This is a genomic window from Pigmentiphaga litoralis, assembly GCF_013408655.1.
Lineage (GTDB): Bacteria > Pseudomonadota > Gammaproteobacteria > Burkholderiales > Burkholderiaceae_B > Pigmentiphaga > Pigmentiphaga litoralis_A.
In genome coordinates this window covers 2,025,205-2,047,403 of the sequence record NZ_JACCBP010000001.1, presented here as the reverse complement: position 1 = coordinate 2,047,403, position 22,199 = coordinate 2,025,205, and the positions used below count along the sequence as shown (strand labels likewise).

The window sequence follows — 22,199 nt, the reverse complement described above, 5'->3', positions numbered from 1 at the left end:
GCGTCATGCGCCGCAGGCCCTGTGCACCGTCACGCGGCCGATTGGACCGGCGTCATGAGGGACTGCAGCGCCACGCGGTCCATCGGCCGGGCGAACAGATAGCCCTGCACGACATCGCAGCCGGCATGCTGCAGCCACGCCAGCTGCTCGGGAGACTCCACGCCTTCCGCAATGACCCTGAGCCCGAAGCCATGCGCCAGCGAAATGATGGCGTTCGCGATCTCGAAGCGCTCGGACGGGAGCTGCCGGACGAAGCTCTGATCGATCTTCAATTTGTTGATCGGAAAGGTCTGCAGATAGGCCAGCGAGGAATAGCCGGTGCCGAAGTCATCGATGGACAGTTTGATGCCGAGGCCGCGTATCGCGTGCATGAACGCAACCGCCGTGTCCACGTCTTCCATCAGCAGGCTTTCGGTCAGTTCCAGTTCCAGCTGCGCCGGCGGCAGACCACTCGATTGCAGCACCTCGCTGACCCGGTCGATGAACGCCGGATCACGCAGCTGCCTGGCCGACACGTTGACCGCCACCGTCAATGGCGCGGTGTCCCGGCCCGGCCAGCGGGTGGCGTCCCGGCAGGCGCGGCCCAGGACCCACAGGCCGATATGGCTGATCAGCCCGCATTCTTCGGCAACCGGAATAAAGTCGGCTGGCGCAATGAACCCCTTTTCCGGATGGAGCCACCGCACGAGGGCCTCGGCGCCGACCAGCACGCCCGTTGCACAGTCGAACTGCGGCTGGTAGTAGACGTCCAGTTCGCCCCGGTCGATCGCCTTGCGCAGATCGCGTTCCATGGCGACCCGGCGCTGCGTCGCCACCGTCATCTCCCGCTTGAAGGCAACGAAGGTGTTTTTCCCCAGCGACTTGGCGTCGTACAGCGCAATGTCGGCGTTGCTGACCAGGTCCGACTGGTTCTGGGCGTCGTCGGGAAAGAGACTCAGGCCCACGCTTGCCCGGGCGAATACTTCCTGGCCATCGACATGAAACGGCCGCCCCAACGCCGAGGTGATGCGTTCGGCAATCGAGAGCGCCTCGGCCACATCGGCGATCGGCGACGCCACGACGGCAAATTCGTCGCCCCCGATACGTCCCACGACGTCATCGGGCCGCACCACATGGCGCAGCACCTGCCCCACCTTGCGCAGCAGGGCGTCGCCCACGCTATGGCCCGCCGTATCGTTGACCGCCTTGAAGTTGTCCAGATCGATCAACAGCAAGGCGAATCGCGCGCCGGCCGGACCGCGTGGATCGCCGCGCACGTCCGTGCGTGTCGCGATGCGCGCCGCGATAGTGTCATACACGACACGGCGGTTGCCGAGCTCGGTCACCGGGTCGGTGTGGGCCAGGTAGTCCATCCGGGCTTCGGCTTTTTCGACGCGCGCCCGGGTCTTGGCCATGACGAGCGCGGCGGCCGACAAGGCGCCAAGGGTCGCCATGGCAAACAGCCCCACGTAGCGCAGCAGGCCGACGCCGACCCGCGACGTGCTCGCCACGACCACCACCCGCCCGAGTGCTTCGCGGCGGTACGCCACCGGGCGGGCCACCGCGATCCGTGTCAGCGAGGTGTCGACCCCATCGCGGCGCAATGCCGGGCGCATGGCATCGTCGGTTGTGGCGCCCGGACGATGAAACTCGGCAAACACCTTGTCTTCCAGGTCGTAGACCGTCACGGACAGCAGGTAGGGCGGTGGCTGCAGCAGGTCGAGGGTCTGGGCGGCGGCGCGCCGGTCCAGGAACATCATCGATGCCGCCACGTTGTCCGCCACCAGCGACGCCTGCACCTTCAGGTCGTCCGTCAGCGACTGCTGCAGCGAGGCGAACTGGAATCCGGTCAGGATGCAGCCAGCGACCATCAGGCTGATGGCCGTGGCGGCCAGCTGCGCCACCCGGAACGACGCCGTGATGGGGGTCTTGTCCGTCTTGACCGCGGCCGTCACTGCACACTCCTGGCCAGCGACAGCAGTTTCGAGCTGAAGGTCAGCCCACTGCGCCGCGCGGCGCGGGTATCGATGTCGAAGCGGACATGATTGGCTTCGGTGACCAGCGCAATGGACGCGCCGTCATTGGGTGATCGATCGCCGTCGCGAACGATCAGGGTCGCCGGGTACGACGGGGTCGGCAGGGACCCGCTCAGCACCAGCACGTCGCATTGCTGCGGCGTTTCTGCAGGGGCCATCGGGTAGACGGCCCACGGCCGCGTGCCCACCAGCTTGCCCCGCAAGCGCTGCAGGCTATTCCACAACTCGCCGTCGGCCGCCGTGCAGACCCGAAAATCCGGTGTCTGCGGCCCGCCCTGCCAGGTCGTGAACAGCGCAAAGTTGTAGATGAACGCCGCCTTCAACGCGACATCATCGGCCTGACCGAAGCTGCTGGTCGACAAAATCATCAGCACACTGCCCATCAGAACAGCGATGCGGATCGGCATGTGGCGAAGCGCTTTCAAAACTCGTAAGCCAGCTTGGCGCGCAGGCTGCGGCTCTGCCGCTGCAAGGCTTCCTGCACGAATGCCGGTCCGGCGGGATCGGCATATTTCTTGTCGAAAGCGTTGTACAGGCTCAAGGACACCGCGGCCCGGGGGATCAGGCGGGTGGAGGACAGCGTCAGGTTCGCGATGCAGGCGCCGCCGGTGGCCGCGTTGGCGGTCAGGCGGCCCGACGTGCACTGCATTTCGCTGCCCAGGCGTATGTCTTCGCGCAGCACTGGCGTGGTCAGGTTGACTTTGACCAGTTGCGACGGCGAATTGTCGAGCCGTTCGCCCGTGGTGGCGTCCTGAGCCCGCTGCCACGCGTAGCTGGCACGCAGGCGCGCGCCGCGCGTGAAGGTGTGCACGATGGACAGTTCCGCGCCGATCGTCTTGATCCGGTCCAGGTTCTGATAGATCAGCGAGCCTGAATCGGGGTCGGTCGTGAGCGAAATCAGGTCTCGCACGGCGTAGTGGAAGACGGACAGGGTGGCGCGGCCCGTCCTGGCATAGGCGTGGTCAAGAACCAATTCGCGCGTCGAAATCCGTTCAGCCCGCAGGTCGGGGTTGGGCAGCTGGCCTGCCTCGCCGGGTACCGAGTAATACAGTTCGTAGGCGTTCGGCGCGCGATAGGCCGTGCCGTAGATCAGCTTGGCGGTGCTGCGGGGCGTGATGGCGTAGTTCAGCGCAATGCGCGGATTGAAGTGGCCGCCCGTCACGTTGTCGTTGTCGTAGCGGGCGCCCAGGTTCAGCAGGAAGCCGGCGGGCAGGCGGATCTCGTCTTCGAAGTAGACCCCGCGGCGGTCGCCGGTCCGCTTGTCATCCATGTACTGCGTGTAGGGCTGGATGTCGAAGTTGTATTGATCGCGGCGGGCGTCGCGGCGGACGTCCATGCCGATCACGATCTTCTGGCGCGCAAGCTGCGTGAAGGTGGCGTGCAGATCGCCGCCCCACCAGATCGCCCGGTCGCCATCGACATTGCGGGTCGGGGGCTCGCCCGGGTAGGTGCCGACGCCTTCGTAGTCGTATCGGCCCCAGTACGCCTGGCCGCCCAGTGCAACGTCGTCGCTCAGCCGTCGTTGATAACTGGCGTTCACGAATGTCTGGTTGTCGCGGGTCTGGTTGGGCGCGTTGAACACGGAGCCGAACGAGGCAGTGGGCACGCCCTTGGTTCGCTCGCTATGGGCGGCCGACACGGTCAGGTCACCGCTGCTTGCCTTCAGGAAAAAATTGCGCGACCGGTCGTAGTCCAGCCGCCGCGCCACGCCGCCATTCTGCGCGGCCGTGTCGAACTCCGGGTAGTACAGGTCCTGTCCACGCCGATTGGCGTCGGTGACCGACACCAGCAGGTCGCGGCCTTCATTGTCGTTCCACCCGTAGCTGAAGCGGGCCTTGCGCTCGCCGTAGCTGCCCACCGCCACCGCCGCCTGCGGACCGGCCAGGTCCCGCCCATTCCGGGTAATCACGTTGATCACCCCGAAGAACGCATTCGACCCATACACCGCGGCGCCCGGACCCGGCACGTATTCGATCCGGTCCACCAGATCCATGTCGAGCAGCGCTTCGGTGCCGATCGCGGCCTGGTCGTACACCGAATCATTGGTGCGATAGCCGTCGATCATGAGCAGGAAGCGGCTGTCGTAGTCCCCGGGCCGGGAAAAGCCCCGCGCGCCCAGGTAGGAGTAATTGCGGTCGCTGGTGACATACAGGCCGGGCAGGGTGGCCAGCGCGTCGGCCAGCGTCCGCCAGCCGTATTCCCGGATTTCCCTGGACGTCAGCACCACCACTGCCGACGGGGCATCCGAAATCGGCTGCGGCAACCGTGACGCGGTGCGGACAACGGCCACTTCCAGCAACTGTTCCAGGGGCAGGTCGATCAGCGCGGCGCTGTCGGTGTCGGGCGTGATGGTGTCGAGCGTCAGGGTGTCGCCAGCGGGCCCATTTCCTGCCATCGACGCGGTGGCAGTCATTGGAAACAAAATGCTACAGGAGCCCGCCGCAAGCGTTGCCAGGAGCAAGGCAGAAGCAAACGGAAGGGTGGTGCTGGGCATGGTGACTCGGGGCAAGCCTGCATCCAACACGCAGGGTGCCAAGCTAACGACACAAACGCCCGATACTTGAGCGTCATGCCGGTCCGAATCGTTGCGCTTTGTGAGTTCCTGGTTATGCCGGCTGCCCCAGCGCCCGCTCGATCCGATGCCGCGAGACCGTCGTTTTTGGCACCTTGAACGGGAACCAGCTGCGTACGTCCTCTTCCAGCCCGATCCCGTGCATGAAGTTGTAGATGGCCTTGCGCAGGGCCACGCCCAGCGCATCGTGGTCCACCCCCGTCGGGTCGTCGAAGCCGATGTCGTTCTTGGCAAAGCTGACCGGCGGCAGCGGACGCAGCGTCACGCCGTACTCTTCCGGGTTCTGCCCGACCGGCGAATGCACCGTACAGGTAAAACGGTGGAAAAAGCCGCTCTGGATGCAGCCGTTGGCGAATAGCTGGCGCACGTATTCCAGCGCGTCCACGGTGTCCTGCACCGTCTGCGTCGGAAAGCCGTACATCAGGTAGGCGTGCACCAAGATACCCGCGTCCGTGAACGCGCGGGTGACCCGCGCCACCTGATCCACCGACACGCCTTTTTTCATCAAGGACAACAGGCGGTCGGACGCAACTTCCAGTCCCCCCGACACGGCAATGCAGCCGCTGTCGGCCAGCAGCTCGCACAGGTCCGGCGTGAACGTCTTTTCGAAGCGGATGTTGCCCCACCACGAAATACCCGTGTTGCGCGCGATCAGTTCCGTGGCCAGGGCCTTCAACGCCTTGGGGGGCGCGGCCTCGTCGACGAAGTGAAAGCCCGTCTGCCCGGTTTCCTTGACGATGGCATCGACCCGATCGGCCAGCACGATCGCCGAAGCGCCTTCGTAGCGGCCGATGTAATCGAGGCTCACGTCACAGAAGCTGCACTTCTTCCAGTAGCAGCCATGCGCCACGGTCAGCTTGTTCCAGCGGCCATCGCTCCACATGCGATGCATGGGATTGAGCATGTCCAGCAGCGACAGATAGCGGTCCAGCGGCAGGCCGTCCCAGGTCGGCGTGCCGACTTCGGCAAAGGCGACGTCGGGCTCGACCATATTCACGTAGCGGACCAAGCCCGTCTCGGCATCGCGCAGGAAGGTGCGCACCAGGCGCTGGCGCGACCGTTCGCCCTGGATGTAGGCCAGCAGCGCAAGCAGCGGCCGTTCGCCCGCATCCAGCGTCACGTAGTCCACGTGGTCGAACACGCGCGGATCGGACAGCTCACGCAGCTCGGTGTTGACGAAGCCGCCGCCCAGCACGGTCACGATGTGCGGGTGCGCGGCCTTGATCGTCTGCGCGATCCGGAACGCGGCATAGACCGAGCCCGGGAAGGGCACCGACAGCAGCACCACCGTTGGCTGATGGCGTTCGATGGCGGCCAGCGTCAGTTTACGCAGCGTGTCGTCAACCAGGTTGGGCGGGGCGGCGAGCGCCTCGGCCAGCGGATCAAAGGTTGGCTGGCTCGCGGCCAGCGACTCGGCATAGCGCACGAATTCAAAGCGCGGATCGACCGCATCGCGCAGCACGTCCGACAGGTCGTTCAGGTACAGCGTCGCCAGGTGCTTGGCGCGGTCATGCAGGCCCAGCGCCCCGAACGCCCAGCCCAGGGGATCGCCGCCATCTTCATCGATGTACACGTCCAGCGATGAAAAGCGCGGTCCTTCCGGCAGGTAATGGCGGCCGGCGATCCGATGCGCGAGCGTCGTATCGCGGCCCTGCAGGAACGCAATCGTGGCCGTGATCGTGCCCAGGTATTGGTTGCGCTGCGCAACGAATGCCTGGATCGACGGGGTATGCGACAGGACCGGCAGCGTATCGATATGACGCGCCACGGCGTCGAGCCCCTCGCGCGACAGGAGCTTGAGCACCAGCGCAAGCGCAAGGTCTTCCTGCACCGCGGTCATGCCGCGCGAGCGCAGAAAGCCGGTCAGGTAGGCGGTGGACGGATAGGGCGTGTTCAGCTGCGTCATCGGGGGGATGACGGACAGCACACGTAAAGGCTGGGCCGACATGAAAGGGGGGCGTGGTACGCCGCCAGGGGAAGGGAGACCCGTGATTATAGGCGGCATGGGCCGGGAGCCTCGTTGCCCCGGCCCGATGCCGCCTGCCTGCTCAGACCGGCAGGGCCTTGGGCAGACGGATGAGCACGAACTCGTTGTCGTCCGGCTTGGTCTTCGACCGCGACGGCGAACCGCCCGGGTAGTTGTTGTCGTTGACAACCAACAAGGTGCTGGCGTCAACGATGCAGACCACTTCCATGGACTCCATCGGGTGGGTGTAGATGCCGTTGATGGTCGCCGTCTTGCCGACGCCGTCGGGGTCGCGCAGGTTCATCAGGTCGACCACTTCTTCCTTGATCAGGTCGCCGTTGCTGTCGATCTTGTCGAGCGACACCTGGTAGATGCGCTTGACGCGCGCCGCGTTGCGCGACGTGCCCGACGCCGGGAAACCGGCACGCACATCGCCTGCGCCGCTGTCCTTTTCCATCACCAGGAACGCGGTATCGCTGAAAGCGACCATGTCATTCACGGTATGGATCTCGGTTTCCAGATTGCCGCTGCCGTTCACGCGCTGGCTGACACCCACGCGGTAGGAGTAGCTGCGCGCATCGAAGTTCTGCGTCGCCAGGTTGTAGACGTTGATGACGCGGCGGCGGGCATCGTCGTTCGTGATGGCCGCTTCGAACATCGCATACAGGCGGGTGCGGCTGGTATTGATCGCCATGCTTTCCAGGCCGCCCGAGCCCGGCAGGTTGGCGGCCGCGGCGTTGCCCGCCAGATAGGGATTGTTGGACGTCTGGACCAGCGGATTGGCGCCGACGGCGCGCAGGTTGGGCAGTTGCACTTCGCGCGCCAGCAGGCGGCCCTGGCGGTCGAACTTGAGCAGGAACGGACCGAACTCGTCGCCGATCCAGAAGTTGCCTTCGGCATCGCGCTGCAGGGATTCCGGATCGATGTCGCCGCCCGTCAGCAGGCGGTTGGTGAGGATGGAAGGATCCACCGGCAGCGTCTGGCCCGCGGGGGAGACCGACAGGCCCGGGTAGTTGGGCGCGTCGGCCACGGCACGATAACCCAGGAAACGGTTCGGATCGCTGAGCCGGATGAAGCTGCGTGCGCTGAATTCAGTCAGTGGCGCACCGGTCGTGAAGTCGACCGGAATGACCGCGCCACGCGTCCAGTCAAAGCCGATCGCATAGATGTGCAGCAGCGCGTCGGGCGACGAGGCCTTGCCGCCGAAGCCGTTGTCCTGCATGGCATAAAAGGTGCCGGCGATCGGACCGGGAATCACGGCCGAAAAGCCCTGCATGGGCTGCTTGCCGACAAAGGGCAGGCGATAGCCATACGTGGCCGTGGCGCGGTCCAGATCACCGCCGGACACGAACTGGCCCGAGGTCGGCCCGGCAACATAGCTGTCGGCCGGCAGAATGGCGCGGCCGACCAGGGTGGGGGCGGGCACGGTGGCGCCGGGTGCGCTTGGGCCAGTGCCGGTGCCAGTGCCAGTGCCGGTGTCGTTGTCGTCGTCACCGCCGCCGCAGGCAGCCAGCAGCGCGGAACTGCCGAACAGAGCCAGGGCCGTGGCCGTTGCGCTGCCACGCAAGACGGTGCGGCGAGCGGGGCTGGCGGGCAGGTCGCCAGGCATCTGGAGTTGGGAGCCGGGGGGAAGCGTCGTCATGGTCAGGTCTTAGAAAGGCGAAGGTTCGCGTGTCAGATCGGTCAGGGCGTTGGCCTTCAGATCGATCACGAAATGGCGGGTCGGGGCGCCGGCCGCGAGCTTGAGCAGGATGGCCATCAGCGGCTTGAAGCGCGCTTGGAAGAGGGCGCCCACCGGGTTGGCGTTGGACACCTGCTCGCCCTTCATCAGCAAGGTGGCATTGGTGGTCTGCAGCGCTTCGGCCAGCAGCTTGTATTGCTTGGCGCGGGCCGTCGGAATGTCGGCAAACGCCAGGTCGCCCGCATTGGCCAGCCGTACGAAATCGCCCGCCAGGTCCAGCGCCTTCCAGTCGTTGAAATCCTCAAGACGCATGCCGTGGGCCTGGGCCAGGGCGCGCGCCTTGGCTTCCGCCGCCGCGTAGTCGGCCGCATAGGCTGCGTTGGCCGTGCCCGGCGTGCCGCCATCGGCCAGGCAATTGAAGAAGCTGGTCGAAAACAGACCGCGCGTGCCAGTGTTCGCCAATTCCTTCAGCGTAACAGCCGACGTCATCTGCGACAGGACCAGCAGGTGCGAGCCGTACAGCGGACTTTTCACCAGCTCGCGCATCTCGCAACGCCAGTCGTCATTGAGCAGACGCAGGCGCACCAGCTCCGACATGTAGCGGGTACTGAAATCGCCGTAGTTGGTGGCGTCCAGAATCGACTTGCTCCACAACTCGCCGCCCGGCACCTGCGCCGGGAAATCGGTAAAGAAGCTGTGCTCGGCGCGGTAATGTTCGAACAGCTCGTCAAAACGCGGCACTGTGTCCAGGCGCACCGTCTGCACTTCGACATGCGTGGCATCGGTCAGCGTCATCAGCTTGTAGGCCGGCACATAGGCCGCCATCGACGGCGCCTGGATGTTGAACAACGCATGCGTCGCGTCGATCTGGCGGAAAGCCGTGTCGTTGAAATGCATGTGGCCGCCCACGTGGATCTGCAGGCCCGTCTCGGCCAGCGCCTTGGTCGTGTCTTCGGCCGGGCGGCGCACCATCTGCATCTTGCCCGAGCCCAGCAGCGCAATGATGTCGTCCGACGCGCCGTTAAAGAACTCGCTCATCGGGAAGTGGCTGAAGCCGATCACCTGCTTGCCTTCGGCCTTGCCCCGCGCCACCACATCGCGGATCCACGCGATCACGTGCTGCTTGTGGGTCAGCATGCGGTTGTAGCCCGCGTCACCCGACCCCGCGAAATCATTCGCGCCCGCGCCGCTCGGGATGTAGACGTTCGCATCGATCGCGACCAGCCACACGCCCTTGACCGGCTCCACCACGTACGATGTGTCGGGCACTTGCTTGCACAGCGTGTACTCCGGCTTCTTGAATGCGCCGCCCGTGCCTTCCTTGCAGATCTCGTACTGACGCTTGTCCCAGCCGGCCTGCGCCTGCGCCGTTTCGAACCGGTAGTCCTTGTAGGCGTAGGTGCTGTACGGGGTTTCGTAATACAGGTAGTTCGGCTTGGGCATGAAGCCGTGGCTGTTCATCGCTTTCGCGATCCCTTCGTAGCCTTGCTCCAGGACTTCTTCGGTGCAGTACGACGCGCCCTTGCGCGCCCAGGCCGTCGTGTAGTTCACGCAGTCGGCATTGCCGCCCTTGCTGTAGATCGGCTGCGGCGCACCGGCCCGACCCGTGGCCAGGTCAATGCCCATGTAATCGCTCTTGCCCGCGGGGCGCGCCAGCGGCCGGTTGGGATCATGATTGCCCGGCGCCGCAAAGAATTCGATGCCATGCTGCGCCGCGTACTGGTCCAGCATCTTCTTCAGGCCGCGCATGTGCACGGGCTGGCCGTCGTCCGAAAAATCGCCCGGCAGCGCAATGTGCTTCACGCCGCGCTTGACCGCGTCGTCCAGCGCCGCAATGAACGCAAAGTAGTTTTCGTTGAATAGCCGCGTCGACGTCATCTGTGCCTGCATCAGGCGGATCGTGGCGTTGCGGCCCGACTTGCTGTTTGGGATGCCAGGGAACGACCCGTCTTCAAAGTTGGCGTACACGTCGTGAAAGTGCACGTCCGGCATGAACGCGATCTGGACCGGGCCCGACGGCGTCGGCGTTGGCGTGGTGGGGGTGGTGGCGACGGTGTCGTTGTCGCTGCCGCACGCGGCGAGCAAGGACAGGCACAGAACAGACAGGCAGAACGCGCCGGCGACAGGCGCGGCAGCGCGCGGGGCGCGAGGTGACAGGGGCATGTGGGTGATTGGGCGCAAGAGGAAGACGGGATGTCCGTCGCGGCGATCGACCCGGGGCCGACCTGACACGCAGATGAACGCAAGGCCCGTATGCTGTCTTGCGGATGTGACAGGGGCATTGCAGGGGCAACCCTCTGGCTCACCTCAGGGGCGGCCGCCGCTCCCATCCCCCGGCCGCCCCCGCCTCACCTTAGGACGGCGCGACCACCAGCGGCATCGGATAGTCATCGGCATTGCAGACCATGCCGGGCTTGCTTGAAAAGTCCATGCGCGGCGGGCCGAAAATGTCGACGAGCCAGCAGTCGCCTTCGCTGACATTGGCGCTGGTGTGCAGCACCTTGGCAGGGATGACGGTCACCGACGGGCTGCCGACCGTGACGTGCTCGTCGTCGCGCCACTGGTTCATGTCCGGCGTCCAGGGCCAGCGCAGATGGTGGGTGTAGGTGCCCTGGATGGCGAGCGACGCCTGTTCAAAGTCGGTGTGGCTGTGCGGGCTGAGCTTGGCGGGGTCGCGCGGCACGGTGCGTTTGTTGAGCACGTTCACCATCAGGTTGCAGCTGCGGAAGATGCGCATGTTGCTGTCGGGGCGGACATGGTCGGCCAGCACGTAGTGGCGCAGGCGAAAGCCGTCGACCGGATCGGGCCAGGACACCAGCGGCGCGACTTCGGGCGCGCCGTCGGCGTAGATGGCGGCGTTCGGGCAGGCGTCGAGCAGGTCGGTGTTCAGCCGCGAGAACACGCGCACGATGTGGCCGTCGTTCAGCGCTTCAATGCGGCTGTCGCCGGGCGGCACGATGGTCAGGGTTTCGGCGTGGGCGTCGATGCTGTCGGCACCGGCCGAGATGCGCGCCTGGTTGGCGGGCAGGAACACAAAGTATTCGTCGGGGTTGTCCGTGCGTTCGAGCACGGCGCCCGCGCGCACTTCGGACACCGCGACGACAAAATTTGCGCCGCGGGTCAGCCAGGTGCGACAGCCAGGGCTCTCTTGCTGCGGTGGCTGTTCATAGTGGGCCGCGTAGGTTGCGGAGCGGGGAAGAGAAGCAGTCATGGCGAAACTCCTGGATCTGGATGGATGCGGTGCGTAACCCTGCGCGGCGGGCCAACGTTGCCGCCGATACGCACTCAATCTTGAGCGCGCTCAGGCGCTACGCGGCCGTGGCGCCGTGGACGACGCGATGGCCTGGGCGGCCTGCCGAAGCAGGGACTGGTCGGACCCCACGATGAACCAGCTGGCGCCTTGCGCGGAAAACTCGTCGCGTTCGGCGTTGCTGGCGACGAACATTGCGGCGATCTTGCCGGCGTCGGTCGCGGCCTTCAGGATGCGCTGCGTGGCTTCCAGTACCTTGGGGCTGCGCGAGCCGGTTTCGCCCATCGACAGGGCCAGGTCGGCACGGCCGACGAACAGGCCATCGACCCCGGGCACGGCAGCGATGGCCTCGGCATTTTTCAAGCCATCGACGCTTTCGATCTGGCACATGACCAGCGTGCGGTCGCCCGCCTGCTGTGCCTGCTGGTAGCTCATCATCCCGTAGCCGGCGGCGCGCGGCGAGCTGGAAAATCCGCGTTCTCCGCCGTGATAGCGGGCGCGCGACACGATCTGCGCGGCCTGCTCGGCCGAGTCCACGTGGGGCACGACGATCCCGGCGGCACCCAGGTCCAGCGTCGACAGAATGGTCGACGGCGCAAAGTCCGGGACGCGCACGAACAGGGGCAAGCCGGCGGCGCGGCCGGCCAGCATCATCAGGTCCATCGCCGCGCGGTCGAACGGCGCATGCTCGGCATCGATGACGCCGAAGTCCAGCGTGGTCGTGCCCAGGATTTCGATGATGTGGGGCGACACCGTCTTGATGAAGGTGCCGGTCTGCAGCGGGTGCTTGCCAGGGGAGGGGGATGTCATGGCCGTTCCAATAAAAAGGGGCAGTGATCAGCGGGTAGGCGGGGCCTGCAGCATGGGGCGGTGAAAGATCTCGCCCAGCCCGGCGTAGTAGGGCCCGCCCAGCCGCGAGATGGGCCGCATCGCGACCGTGTCTACATAGCGTCCGTCAAAGATGTCGTCGGACAGGTGAAAGGCGACCACCTCGCCGATGTACAGGGTGTTCAGGCCGCGGCCCAGGGGCAGCACCTGTTCCAGACGGCATTCCATCTGCACGGGTGTCACCAGAATGCGCGGTGGCTTGACGATCGTGCTGGCCACCAATTCGATGCCCAGTTGTTCCGGCTCGCCGATTTCGGGCGGGTAGTCGGCACCCGACGCATGCACCAATTCCAGCGTCGACTCGGTGGCGACGTTGACGACGAATTCGCCTGTCTCGCGAATGTTGCGGGCGGTGTCCTTCAGTTCGCCGGCACGCGAACCGATGTTGATCGCCACCATCGGGGGGCTGTGCGCGACATAGTTGTACGAACTGAAGGGCGCGGCGTTGACCCGGCCGTCGGCGCTTTGCGTGGTGATCCAGGCGACCGGGCGCGGAGTCACGCAGCCGCACAGCAGGCGGTAGGCTTCCTCCGTGCTCATGTCCTGGGTGGGTAGGGTGACGAATCGGGTCATGGGAATTCCTTTAGTCGAGGCGGATGTTCGCTGCCTCGATGATACGTTTCCATTTGGCGCTTTCGTCCGTCATCAGCTTGCCCAGGTCTTCGGGCGATCCGCCGCCGACCAGGGCGCCGAACTGTTCCAGCGTTGCGCGGCCTTCGTCCGACTTCAGGATCACGTTCACTTCCCGGTTGACGGTGTCAACCACATTGCGGGGCACGCCGGCCGGGCCGGCGATCGCGAACCACACCGATGCGTCCAGATCGATGCCCTGTTCCAGCGCCGTCGGCACGTTGGGCGTGCCGGGGTAGCGCTGTTTGGACGTCACGGCAAGGCCAGTGATCCGGCCGTCCTTGATGTACGGAATGAACGCGGTGATGGGCGCGACCACGGCTTGCACCGAATTGCCGATCAGGTCGGTCAGCGCCGGCACGTCGCCCTTGTACGGCACGCCTTGCAGGGGCGCCTGCGTGGTCCGCTTGAGCAGTTCGAAGGCCAGGTGGCCGATGGTGCCGTTGCCCGGGTTGCCAATGGCATAGGTGCCCTGGCCGGACTTGGCCAGCGCAATGAAGGACTTCAGATCCTTGGCTGGTATCTTGTCGGTGGCAGCGATCACCAGCGGGATTTCGCCGACCAGCACGATCGGCGCCAGATCCTTCTGCGCATAGGGCATCGTCTGGTACAGGTACTGGTTGTTCGCAAGCGGACCCGACGTCGTCAGGGTCAGGGTGTAGCCATCGGGATCGGCCTTGGCAACCTGGTCGGTGCCGATATTGCCGCCTGCGCCGGGGCGGTTGTCCACCACGAACTGCTGGCCCAGCTTTTCGCTCAGCCGCTGCGCAATCAGGCGGCTGACGGCATCGGTGCTGCCGCCAGCCGGGAAGGGCACGACCAGCCGGACCGGTTTGGACGGCCACGCCGTTTCTTTCTTGTCGGAAGAACAGCCCGTCAGGGCGGCAAGGAGGGCGCTGGCTGCAAGCGCGGCCAGATACGTTCTATTCATCAAGTCTCCATCACTATCGTTGCGAAAGCCGCTGGGCGGCCCGTCCGGCCTGGGGCGCGGAATAGCGGCAAGGATGCGCATGCGGCGGTCCCGGCTCAAGCAAAACGTGGCGACTTTTCGCACAATGAAACGATGTGTCCTGGGGCGTTACGCCAAACGCACGAGACCGTTTCGCACAATGAAACGCGCAGAATAAGAATGGCGGGGCTTGCCCCACATTCCCTATAAACACGGTTCGCAGTCAGTGCCCGCCACAGAAGCCGGCCGCTGCGAGATGAAGGCAAGGAGACACCTGTGCTCGACGATCCTCTGGTTCTTGACGACAACGGCAGTCCGGTGATGCACGATGCCGGCGCGGGGTCGCGCCCGTCCTACCGGCCGGTACATGCCGTGCAGCGGGCGTTGACGCTGCTCTGTGCGCTCAATACGCGGGGCGTCAGTTCCATCGACGCGCTGTATCGCAGCACCGGATTGCCCAAGCCGACCATCGTCCGCCTGATGGAAACGCTGATTGCCGAGGGGTACGTGACCAAGGACAAGAAGCAGGGCGGCTACCTGGTGACGTCGCTGGTGCAGTCGCTCAGTTGCGGCTTTCATGCGGATCCGCTGGTCGTGCAGGCCGGCAGGCCGTGGGCCTCGGCGTTAACGCGGCGTTTGCAGTGGCCGATTTCGATCGCGCTGCTGGACGAGTCGGATGTCGTGATCCGCTTCAGCACGGTCAGCGATAGTCCGGTGTCACCAGCGCACGCCACGATCAACATGCGGCTGAGCCTGCTGGATCGCGCGATGGGGCTGTCGTACCTGGCGTTCTGTCCAGAGGGCGAACGCGAGATCCTGCTGCACATCCTGGAAACGAGCCGGGCCAAGGATCTTGCCGCGGCCGGTGGCCGTCGGAGCATCGAAGACCGTCTGCAGCTGATTCGCAAGGACGGTTATTCGACTCGCGGCAAACGGGTCGAGCCGCTCAGCTCCGGCACGGTGGCCGTGCCGATCATGGACGATGGCCGCGTGCTGGCGACGATGGGCATGGGTTACTTCCGGTCGGCAGTGACCGAAGAACGGATCGCACAGCATTACGTGCCGATCATGCAGGAGTCGGCCGCCCATATCGTCGAACAGGTGCGCCTGCTGCGCCGGGGCGATGGCAGCCGCCAGGTCGCCTAGCCGGCGGGCCTTGCCCTAAGGAATCATGCGTTGATGGGCCGCTTCGCCCATCAGAAGGTGCCAGCGTGCTGGCCAATGACTCACCATTCGGTGAAAGAAGAGTAGACAAGACCATGACCCAATCCGCCCGTCCCTTGTTGTTCGATTCGCATGCTCATCTGGTCGCTGACGACCAGAAGGCCTACCCGCGCAACCCGATGATCCGTCCCGCCAGCGCGCCGCCACGGCTGCCCGGCGTCATTGGCACGCCAGGTGGCCACCACGGCCCGAATCCGATCAACGAAGTGCCCGACGCGCTGCGGATGCTGGAGTGGATGAAGGAAGAAAACGTGGACGGCGCCGTGGCCGTGCAAAAACGCATGATTTACCGCTTCGATAACAGCTACATCCTGGATTCATCGGATAAATACCCCGACATCTTCTCGGCGGTCGTGATCCTGGACGCCGAAGACGAAGGCACGCCCGACCTGGTGCGCCGCTACATTACCGACCACGGCCTGACGGGCGTGCGCCTGTTCGGAGGCCGCAAGGAAGACGGCAGCATGCCGTGGCTCAATTCGCCGCAGGCCCTGAAAACGTGGGAAGTGGCCGAAGCGTTCGGCCTGGTCATGGACCTGGAAGTGCTGGCGCATGGTGGCGGCGGACCGTCGGCGCCGGCCATCATCGAGCTGGGCCGCCGCTTTCCGAACGTGCGTATCGTGCTGGATCACCTGCTGGAACCTGAATCGGATCACGGCGACAACTACGGCCTGGACGAAAACTTCGAGCTGCTGGTGCCCGAAAAGAATATCTCGTTCAAGTTCACGTCGATCAACCTGGACATCCTTCGCGAAACCGACATTCCGGCTGAAAAGGTCCTGCGCCTGGCCGTCGACATGTTCGGCGCGGACCGCATCATGTGGGGGTCCGACATCGGCACGTCGTCGGGCACCTACAAGGACATGGTCCAGCGCATGCTGGACGCGTCGGTGCTGCTCAATGAAGACGAAAAGCGCGCCGTGCTGCACGACACTGGCAAGGCCGTGTTTGTCAAGGGCGGATCCCGCACGCGCTGATGGATTCGGCACCACGGATGAGCAGGGTTAGAATCGTTGCCTCCATCAACTGTAAGGGGGATAACAATGAAAAGCCTGATGCTCATTGCGGTGCTGTCTTCCGTACTGTCGGCCTGTGCCGTGTACACGCCATCGGGCGCCGTGGTCGTGGATCCACCGCGCGGCGGCGGCGGCGGGTTCTGTCCTCCGGGGCAGGCCAAGAAGGGCAACTGCTAACCACAACGCCGGCGCTTTTGCCGGCGTTGTTCTTTTCCGGCGGTGGCGGCGTGTGCGTCGGGCCGGCATGGGAACGAATCCTGCTCGTCCTGAGCACCATTCGCCAGGAGACCGCCATGCGAGGCACCAGCAAGACCTTTCCCTATCGCGCAGCCACTGGCTTCGATTACCAGGTGATGATCAATCTTGAGCATCACCCGGAAAGCGGCCAATACAGCGGGCTGGCGCAGGCCTACGAAGGCAATCCCAACAACAGCGCCTATGTCGGCAATGCCGTGCCGCTGCACATGTTCGACGCAGCGTCGCTGGACGACGCCTTTGACAAGGCCCTGAGCCACTTCGGCACGAATCTGGACGAAGGGCTGCTGTCTACCCCGGGGGTGTTGGGTCGCCGTTCAGCGCTGACGGATGCGCACGGCCCGGGTGCGGACGCCACCGCGGGCACGCCGCCCAATGCGCAGCCGGCTGCCGTTACCCAGGCGGCCGCCAGGGCCACCGACCGTTCCGCGGCCACGGGCGGCAGCGATCCGGCGTACGGCAGGGAACCTACGCCAACCGGCGGCCGATCGGACGACGCCCGCCCGGCCACGCAGATTTCACCCGCCGCCGACCGCCCCGCTTAACAATTTCTTAAACTGCACGGTCCAACATCGCCTGTCTTGAGGTGGACCGATGCAGATACTGCTCATAGAAGACGACGCCATGCTGGGCCAGGCGCTCGTGAGCGCGTTGTCCCAACTGCCCGATGCGGTCGTCACCTGGCAGCGCGACGCCTTCAGCGGCAAGCTGGCGCTGCTCGATCAGGCCTACAGCGTCGTGCTGCTGGATCTGGGTCTGCCTGACCAATCCGGATTGAGCGTGCTCAGCGCGCTGCGCGCGCGGCATGACACCACGCCGGTCATGATCATCACGGCCCAGGCCCGCCTCAGCGACCGCATCCGCGGCCTGGATACGGGCGCCGACGACTACATCATCAAACCTTTCGAACTGGACGAGTTGCTGGCCCGCATGCGCGCGCTGATCCGCCGCAGCACGCAGGCCGTGTCGGCTGTGATGCGCCGCTTTGACGTCGAGGTCAACCCTGGCCAGCGTGCCGTGTCCAAAGCGGGCGTGCCGGTCGCGCTCAGCGTGCACGAATACCGCACCTTGACCGCCTTGATGCAAAGCCAGGGCAAGCCGCTGTCGCGCGACTATCTGGAATCGATGATCTACGGCGAGCGCAGCTCGGTCGAAAGCAATACCGTGGCCGTCTACATCCACCAGTTGCGTCGCAAGCTGGGCGACGAACTGATCGAGACCGTGCATGGCGTGGGCTACCGCATTGGCGAGCCCGGCGCATGACGATGAAAGCGCTGCGCAGCCGGCAGCTGGTGGTCCTGCTGATCGTCCAGGCGGGCTTCTGGGTGGTCTGGATGAGCCTGCTCACGTGGACCGAAACGCGGGATGTGACCGGCCGTCTCGATAGCGCGCTCAGCCAAAGCGCGCGTCAGGCCCTGATGTCGATCCCCAAACATCTTGCGGACTTGTCGTCGACCGAAACCTTCATTGCGCCGCCCCCCTCGCCGGTCGAGCTCAAGCGCGTCAACTTCCAGATGTGGGACCTGCGCACCGGCCGGCTGTTGATGCGCACGCCGAGTTCGCCCAGGGAGCCTTTTGTTCCCGGCTTCGTTGAGGGGTTCAACGACAGCACCGCGGCGGGCGGACCCTGGCGCGCCTACGCCGTGTCCGATGTGGAAGGGCGGGTGCAGATCCAGATGGCGCGCGCCGAAGAACAGATCAAGGCCGATATCGTGTCGTCGGTGTTGAAGGGCCTGGGCGGCGCAATGGTGATGTTCGTGTGTCTGGCGTCGATGATGTGGGTGACGGTGGTGTGCTCGTTCCGGCCCATGCAGCGAGCGGGCGAAGCGCTTCGGCATCGTGACCGCCTTGACTTCACGCCCCTGGCGCTGCGGGAATTTCCGCTGGAGGTGCACCCCTTCGTCAACGCGGTGAATGACTTGCAGCTTCGCCAGTCCGAAGCCCTGGTGCGCGAACGCCAGTTCCTGTCGGACGCCGCGCACGAACTGCGCACGCCCCTGGCCGCGTTGACGACGCAGGCCCAGCAGGCACTGCGCGCGACCGACGCCGCGCACCGGGACGAAGCGCTGGTGCAGGTGCTGGCAGGCACCCGGCGCGCGACGCGTCTGGCCGAACAATTGCTGGACCAGGCGCAGCTGGATGCGCACGACTGCATGCTGACAGATCGCGTCGATCTGGCGTCCTTGGTATCGCTGGAAGTGCGGGAGTTTGATGCGCGTGCGCATGCCAAGGGACAGCACATCCGGCTTGAGATCGAACCGACCGTGGTGCTGGCCAACGTGGACGCCGTGGGCGTGCTGATCCGCAACCTGATCGACAACGCGCTGCGCCACGCGCCGGCCGGCGCACGGGTCGAGATCGTCTGCCATCCGGGCGGCGAGGGCGACGCGGTGCTGACGGTACGCGATGATGGTCCGGGCATTCCCGACGCAGATTGCGAGCGGGTGTTCGAACGCTTCTATCGGGTATCGGGGTCGAAGGAAAGTGGCAGCGGCATCGGTCTTTCCCTGGTTGCGCGGATCGCACGCATGCATGGCGCGCGCCTGACCTGCGGCAAGGGGATCGACGGCAAGGGGTGGTGCGTGTCGGTGGCCTTTCCTGCGGTCGGCGAACCTTTCGTGGCCGGCGCTCTTTCTTAATTCATTCTTAATCGCGCATCGCCAGAATTCGAATTCCGATACGAACAGGCGGGCGACATGGATGCACCATTGCAAGGATTCCCTTCGATCCGGACGGCGTTCGACCGATCGTTGTGGTTGACAACCTTAAGGCCGCTGGAAGACGCCGACGCCGCGCCGCGGGATCGGCTTGAAGCGTACTTCGAGTTGCTGGATTTCATTTGCGACGCACGGTTGGGCGACCGGGCGGGCAACGACGCGTCACAGGCGCCCGACGCATCTGACCAGGACGAGGCGCTTGCCGGCGCCCTCGACCTGCTGACCTACACCCGCGCGTTGCTGGCGCGACTGATGCGGCAGGCTGCCGCGGGGTCGCCGCGCGATCTGCCCGAGCGTGTCGATGCCGTCATGGCGTCGGGGCTTGCCGTCACGACCAGTGTGGCGGGCCACAGGCATCATGATCATCGTCCCCATCTCCATCTGCGTCTGAAGGCTGCACGGCAGTTTGCCCTGCAGGCCCTGTGACGTCCCTCCAAAGTGCGAAGGTAACCTCCATGACTCTGTTTCAACGCGCTGTGTGCGCAGGCGCCTTGCTGGCCGCGGCAGGCGCCGCGCACGCCCAGAACTTCATCGGCGCCGGCGCCGGCATCGTGCCGAAGTACCCTGGCGCCAACGACTATCGCGTCGCGCCTGTCCCCTTGATCAACTACAGCAACGGCATGTTCTTTGCCTCGTCCGTGGATGGCTTTCCTGGCATCGGCCTGCGCGCCAACCTGGGCAATGACCTGTCGGCCGGGGTGCGCCTGGGGCTGAACCTGGGACGTCCGGAAGACCGCGCGCCCATCCTGCGCGGACTGGGCGATATCGATGCCCATGCCAACTATGGCGCGTTCATCGCATGGACGCCGGGCCGCTTCCGCGCCACCCTGAGCTACACGCAGGCAACCAAAGGCTATGGCGGCACCGCCAACCTGGGGGCGTCCTACGCCGTGTGGCAGCAAGGGCCGCACCGGGTCACGGCGGGCGGGGGACTGGAATGGGGCAACAGCGATTACATGCAGACCTGGTTCGGCGTCACGCCTTCCCAAGCCGCCCGCAGCGAGGCCGGGCTTCGGCCGTATCAGCCTTCGTCGGGCCTGAGCGGCGGGTCGGTGTTTGCGTCGTGGTCCTACCGGATCAATGAACGGTGGGGCGCGGTCACGACGCTGGGGGTGCGCTCGCTGGTGGGCGACGCCAAGGACAGCCCGATCGCCGAAAGCGCGACGCGCGCCTTCGGCATGGTCGGCGTCACGTACGCGTTCTGACGGCGGTGGATGACTGGCGCACCGCGTTGATCCGGCGGCGCGCCCGCATCCGACTTATGGCGCGAAGCTGGCGTCGCGATATACCTGCTTGCCGCCCACGTAGGTGGCCACGGCCTTCAGGTCCTGCACCTGCCTGGCGGGGATCGTCAGGTAGTCGGCCGACAGCACCGCAAAGTCCGCGAGCTTGCCGGTTTCGATCGACCCCTTGATGGACGCCTCATCGGTCAGCAGGGCGTTGTTGATCGTCATCATGCGCAGCACCGTATCGCGCGACGTGACGGCCTGGTTGGCGCCGTAGACGCCGTCCGAAATCGTGTCGCGCGTCAGGAAGTGATACATGACCCAGAAGGGGCTGAGCGGAATCACCGGGGAATCGGTGCCGCCCGCGACCAGGAAGCCTTCGTCCACATAGGTCTTGACCGGCGTGACTTGCGACGCGCGGTCCATGCCCCAGTAAGCCTTGAGCACTGGCGCGGCCAGGTACAGATGGTCCTGCACCGACAGGTTCACGCCCAGGCGCTTCATGCGCGGATACTGATCGGGGCGCGAGACGAACGCATGTTCGATGACCCAGCCCTTGCCGACGATGGGCTGGTCGGCATTGGCCGCTTCATACCCGGTCAGCGCCTGGTCGATCGCCGCGTCCCCCACCGCGTGCACGGCCGACCGCCAGCCTGCCCGATTGAGCGTCACGACATACTCGTTGAAGCTGGGCTGATCGAGCAGACGCAAGCCGTAGTACGTGCCGTTCTTGCCGAGCGGATCCAGGTAGGGCTTGGTCATCAACCCGCCTTCGAAACCGCCATCGACCGCGACCTTGATGCCCCAGATCTTGACCCAGTCATCGCCCTCGCCGGGCTTGACGCCCGATGGAACCACGCTGGCGCGGTAGTCGGCCAGATCCCGTGGGCGCAGCAGGATGCTGTAGCGCACGGTGGCCTTGCCCGCGTCGCGCAGTTGCTGGAACACGCGGTAGTTGGCCACCGAGATGCCCGGCACGCGGATGCTCGTCAACCCATAGCTGTTCAGGATCTTCTGTTGCGCTTCCAGTCCCGCAACCGATGGCGCGGGCGTGGGCGGCAAGGCCACAAGGGGCTTGGCGGTGTCGGTGATCTCGCCGGTCAGCTTGCCGTCCGGGCCCACCGGAATCGCGCCGCCGGCAGGCACTGGCGTGGCCTTGGTGATCTTGTATCTGGCAAGCGCCGTGTCATTCAGGAAGTAGCTGTGACCGCCCCGGACCAGCACCACGGGCACGCCTGGCGCAGCGGCTTCCAGCTCGGCGGCGGTGGGCAGGCGCTGTTCCTTGAACTGCGCTTCGTGCCAGTCGGAATTGGACACGAGCACGGTGCCCGGCGCCGCATTGCGGGCGGCATCGCGCAGCACCGCATAGACCTCGCCCAACGACCGCGTCTTGGACAGGTCCAGACCCGGTCCGCCGCCCGCGGTGTGCAGATGCGAATCGGCCAGACCCGGAATGGTGGTGCGGCCTTTCAGGTCGACCACCTGCGTGGACGGGCCGACATAGGCTTGCGCCTGCGCGGTGCTGCCCACGAACACATACTTGCCGTCCTTGACCGCAAAGGCCTGGACGATGGAAGACTGTTTGTCGACAGTGACGACTTTGCCGTTGGTATAGACGGCGTCGGCCGCAACGACGGACGACGTGGGGCCGACCTGGCTGCAGCCCGCGGCCAGGGTGGCGAGCGAGGCAATGGCGGTTGCCAGGAGACGGGGCGACGACGGAATTCGGACGATCATGGGGGCTTCTCCCGAAGCTGGAGTGGGTGGGGCGTACGCTGCCCCATTGACCCACATTTGCCGCCGGCTGACC

19 protein-coding genes are annotated in these 22,199 nt (G+C 65.5%); 8 read left to right on the top strand and 11 right to left on the bottom strand.

Annotated elements, in window-relative coordinates:
* Nucleotides 1-29 precede the first annotated feature (29 nt).
* From HD883_RS09060 to HD883_RS09015, 10 genes are all read right to left on the bottom strand, one after another.
* Entirely contained in the window at nt 30-1,934 is a 1,905-nt protein-coding gene (locus HD883_RS09060) for a putative bifunctional diguanylate cyclase/phosphodiesterase (RefSeq protein ID WP_179586266.1), read from the bottom strand.
* Nucleotides 1,931-2,422, bottom strand: coding sequence for a YfiR family protein (locus tag HD883_RS09055; RefSeq protein WP_179586268.1), 492 nt, complete (start codon nt 2,420-2,422; stop codon nt 1,931-1,933). Before HD883_RS09055 ends, HD883_RS09060 begins: the two co-directional genes overlap by 4 nt.
* 14 nt (nt 2,423-2,436) lie before the next feature.
* The gene (locus HD883_RS09050; RefSeq protein WP_257022098.1) at nt 2,437-4,428 is read right to left on the bottom strand and encodes a TonB-dependent receptor plug domain-containing protein; all 1,992 of its coding nucleotides are present in this window, start codon (nt 4,426-4,428) and stop codon (nt 2,437-2,439) included.
* Nucleotides 4,429-4,621: 193 nt separating this feature from the next.
* Nucleotides 4,622-6,535 (bottom strand): B12-binding domain-containing radical SAM protein, encoded by a 1,914-nt coding sequence (locus tag HD883_RS09045; RefSeq protein WP_179586270.1) that lies wholly within the window; start codon nt 6,533-6,535, stop codon nt 4,622-4,624.
* 100 nt (nt 6,536-6,635) lie between these two features.
* On the bottom strand, nt 6,636-8,195 hold the full coding sequence (locus HD883_RS09040; protein ID WP_179586272.1) for an esterase-like activity of phytase family protein: 1,560 nt from the start codon (nt 8,193-8,195) through the stop codon (nt 6,636-6,638).
* A 9-nt stretch (nt 8,196-8,204) separates the two neighbouring features.
* Nucleotides 8,205-10,397, bottom strand: a complete 2,193-nt coding sequence (locus HD883_RS09035; protein ID WP_179586274.1) for a metallophosphoesterase family protein — start codon at nt 10,395-10,397, stop codon at nt 8,205-8,207.
* A 190-nt stretch (nt 10,398-10,587) separates the two neighbouring features.
* Nucleotides 10,588-11,445, bottom strand: coding sequence for a hypothetical protein (locus HD883_RS09030; protein ID WP_179586276.1), 858 nt, complete (start codon nt 11,443-11,445; stop codon nt 10,588-10,590).
* Nucleotides 11,446-11,535: 90 nt separating this feature from the next.
* Nucleotides 11,536-12,294 carry an HpcH/HpaI aldolase family protein gene (locus tag HD883_RS09025; RefSeq protein WP_179586278.1) on the bottom strand — a complete coding sequence of 253 codons (759 nt, stop codon included), beginning with the start codon at nt 12,292-12,294 and terminating at the stop codon, nt 11,536-11,538.
* A 27-nt stretch (nt 12,295-12,321) separates the two neighbouring features.
* Nucleotides 12,322-12,945 carry a flavin reductase family protein gene (locus HD883_RS09020; RefSeq protein ID WP_179586280.1) on the bottom strand — a complete coding sequence of 208 codons (624 nt, stop codon included), beginning with the start codon at nt 12,943-12,945 and terminating at the stop codon, nt 12,322-12,324.
* A 10-nt stretch (nt 12,946-12,955) separates the two neighbouring features.
* Nucleotides 12,956-13,933 (bottom strand): Bug family tripartite tricarboxylate transporter substrate binding protein, encoded by a 978-nt coding sequence (locus HD883_RS09015; RefSeq protein WP_179586282.1) that lies wholly within the window; start codon nt 13,931-13,933, stop codon nt 12,956-12,958.
* 294 nt (nt 13,934-14,227) lie between these two features.
* On the opposite strand from HD883_RS09015, the gene HD883_RS09010 reads away from it, so the two are divergent.
* The 8 genes from HD883_RS09010 to HD883_RS08975 all read left to right on the top strand — a co-directional run bounded on the left by HD883_RS09010 (nt 14,228) and on the right by HD883_RS08975 (nt 20,368).
* A complete protein-coding gene (locus HD883_RS09010) occupies nt 14,228-15,097 on the top strand; it encodes a DNA-binding transcriptional regulator (RefSeq protein ID WP_179586284.1) in 870 nt (289 codons plus the stop codon).
* A gap of 113 nt (nt 15,098-15,210) precedes the next feature.
* The gene (locus HD883_RS09005) at nt 15,211-16,152 is read left to right on the top strand and encodes an amidohydrolase family protein (protein WP_179586286.1); all 942 of its coding nucleotides are present in this window, start codon (nt 15,211-15,213) and stop codon (nt 16,150-16,152) included.
* Between the two features lie 66 nt (nt 16,153-16,218).
* On the top strand, nt 16,219-16,368 hold the full coding sequence (locus HD883_RS09000) for a hypothetical protein (protein ID WP_179586288.1): 150 nt from the start codon (nt 16,219-16,221) through the stop codon (nt 16,366-16,368).
* A 116-nt stretch (nt 16,369-16,484) separates the two neighbouring features.
* Nucleotides 16,485-16,991: a hypothetical protein gene (locus tag HD883_RS08995; protein WP_179586290.1), complete on the top strand. Its 507-nt coding sequence runs from the start codon at nt 16,485-16,487 to the stop codon at nt 16,989-16,991.
* A 49-nt stretch (nt 16,992-17,040) separates the two neighbouring features.
* Nucleotides 17,041-17,709, top strand: a complete 669-nt coding sequence (locus tag HD883_RS08990; RefSeq protein WP_179586292.1) for a response regulator transcription factor — start codon at nt 17,041-17,043, stop codon at nt 17,707-17,709.
* On the top strand, nt 17,706-19,085 hold the full coding sequence (locus HD883_RS08985; RefSeq protein WP_179586294.1) for an ATP-binding protein: 1,380 nt from the start codon (nt 17,706-17,708) through the stop codon (nt 19,083-19,085). The genes HD883_RS08990 and HD883_RS08985 overlap by 4 nt, the downstream gene beginning before the upstream one ends.
* 57 nt (nt 19,086-19,142) lie before the next feature.
* Nucleotides 19,143-19,589, top strand: coding sequence for a hypothetical protein (locus HD883_RS08980; RefSeq protein WP_179586296.1), 447 nt, complete (start codon nt 19,143-19,145; stop codon nt 19,587-19,589).
* 29 nt (nt 19,590-19,618) lie between these two features.
* On the top strand, nt 19,619-20,368 hold the full coding sequence (locus HD883_RS08975) for a MipA/OmpV family protein (protein WP_179586298.1): 750 nt from the start codon (nt 19,619-19,621) through the stop codon (nt 20,366-20,368).
* A gap of 54 nt (nt 20,369-20,422) precedes the next feature.
* Here the strand turns inward: HD883_RS08975 and HD883_RS08970 are convergent, their stop codons facing one another.
* A complete protein-coding gene (locus HD883_RS08970) occupies nt 20,423-22,126 on the bottom strand; it encodes an amidohydrolase (RefSeq protein ID WP_179586300.1) in 1,704 nt (567 codons plus the stop codon).
* Nucleotides 22,127-22,199 lie beyond the last annotated feature (73 nt).

Excerpts from the sequence above, each read along its gene's own strand:
- HD883_RS08985 (WP_179586294.1), top strand. The coding sequence starts at position 17,706 with ATGACGATGAAAGCGCTGCGCAGCCGGCAGCTGGTGGTCCTGCTGATC.
- HD883_RS08995 (WP_179586290.1), top strand. The coding sequence starts at position 16,485 with ATGCGAGGCACCAGCAAGACCTTTCCCTATCGCGCAGCCACTGGCTTC.
- HD883_RS09015 (WP_179586282.1), bottom strand. The coding sequence starts at position 13,933 with ATGAATAGAACGTATCTGGCCGCGCTTGCAGCCAGCGCCCTCCTTGCC.
- HD883_RS09030 (WP_179586276.1), bottom strand. The coding sequence starts at position 11,445 with ATGACTGCTTCTCTTCCCCGCTCCGCAACCTACGCGGCCCACTATGAA.
- HD883_RS08990 (WP_179586292.1), top strand. The coding sequence starts at position 17,041 with ATGCAGATACTGCTCATAGAAGACGACGCCATGCTGGGCCAGGCGCTC.
- HD883_RS08970 (WP_179586300.1), bottom strand. The coding sequence starts at position 22,126 with ATGATCGTCCGAATTCCGTCGTCGCCCCGTCTCCTGGCAACCGCCATT.
- HD883_RS09045 (WP_179586270.1), bottom strand. The coding sequence starts at position 6,535 with ATGTCGGCCCAGCCTTTACGTGTGCTGTCCGTCATCCCCCCGATGACG.
- HD883_RS09035 (WP_179586274.1), bottom strand. The coding sequence starts at position 10,397 with ATGCCCCTGTCACCTCGCGCCCCGCGCGCTGCCGCGCCTGTCGCCGGC.
- HD883_RS09055 (WP_179586268.1), bottom strand. The coding sequence starts at position 2,422 with ATGCCGATCCGCATCGCTGTTCTGATGGGCAGTGTGCTGATGATTTTG.
- HD883_RS09000 (WP_179586288.1), top strand. The coding sequence starts at position 16,219 with ATGAAAAGCCTGATGCTCATTGCGGTGCTGTCTTCCGTACTGTCGGCC.
- HD883_RS09025 (WP_179586278.1), bottom strand. The coding sequence starts at position 12,294 with ATGACATCCCCCTCCCCTGGCAAGCACCCGCTGCAGACCGGCACCTTC.
- HD883_RS09050 (WP_257022098.1), bottom strand. The coding sequence starts at position 4,428 with ATGACTGCCACCGCGTCGATGGCAGGAAATGGGCCCGCTGGCGACACC.
- HD883_RS09020 (WP_179586280.1), bottom strand. The coding sequence starts at position 12,945 with ATGACCCGATTCGTCACCCTACCCACCCAGGACATGAGCACGGAGGAA.
- HD883_RS09005 (WP_179586286.1), top strand. The coding sequence starts at position 15,211 with ATGACCCAATCCGCCCGTCCCTTGTTGTTCGATTCGCATGCTCATCTG.
- HD883_RS08975 (WP_179586298.1), top strand. The coding sequence starts at position 19,619 with ATGACTCTGTTTCAACGCGCTGTGTGCGCAGGCGCCTTGCTGGCCGCG.
- HD883_RS09040 (WP_179586272.1), bottom strand. The coding sequence starts at position 8,195 with ATGACGACGCTTCCCCCCGGCTCCCAACTCCAGATGCCTGGCGACCTG.
- HD883_RS08980 (WP_179586296.1), top strand. The coding sequence starts at position 19,143 with ATGGATGCACCATTGCAAGGATTCCCTTCGATCCGGACGGCGTTCGAC.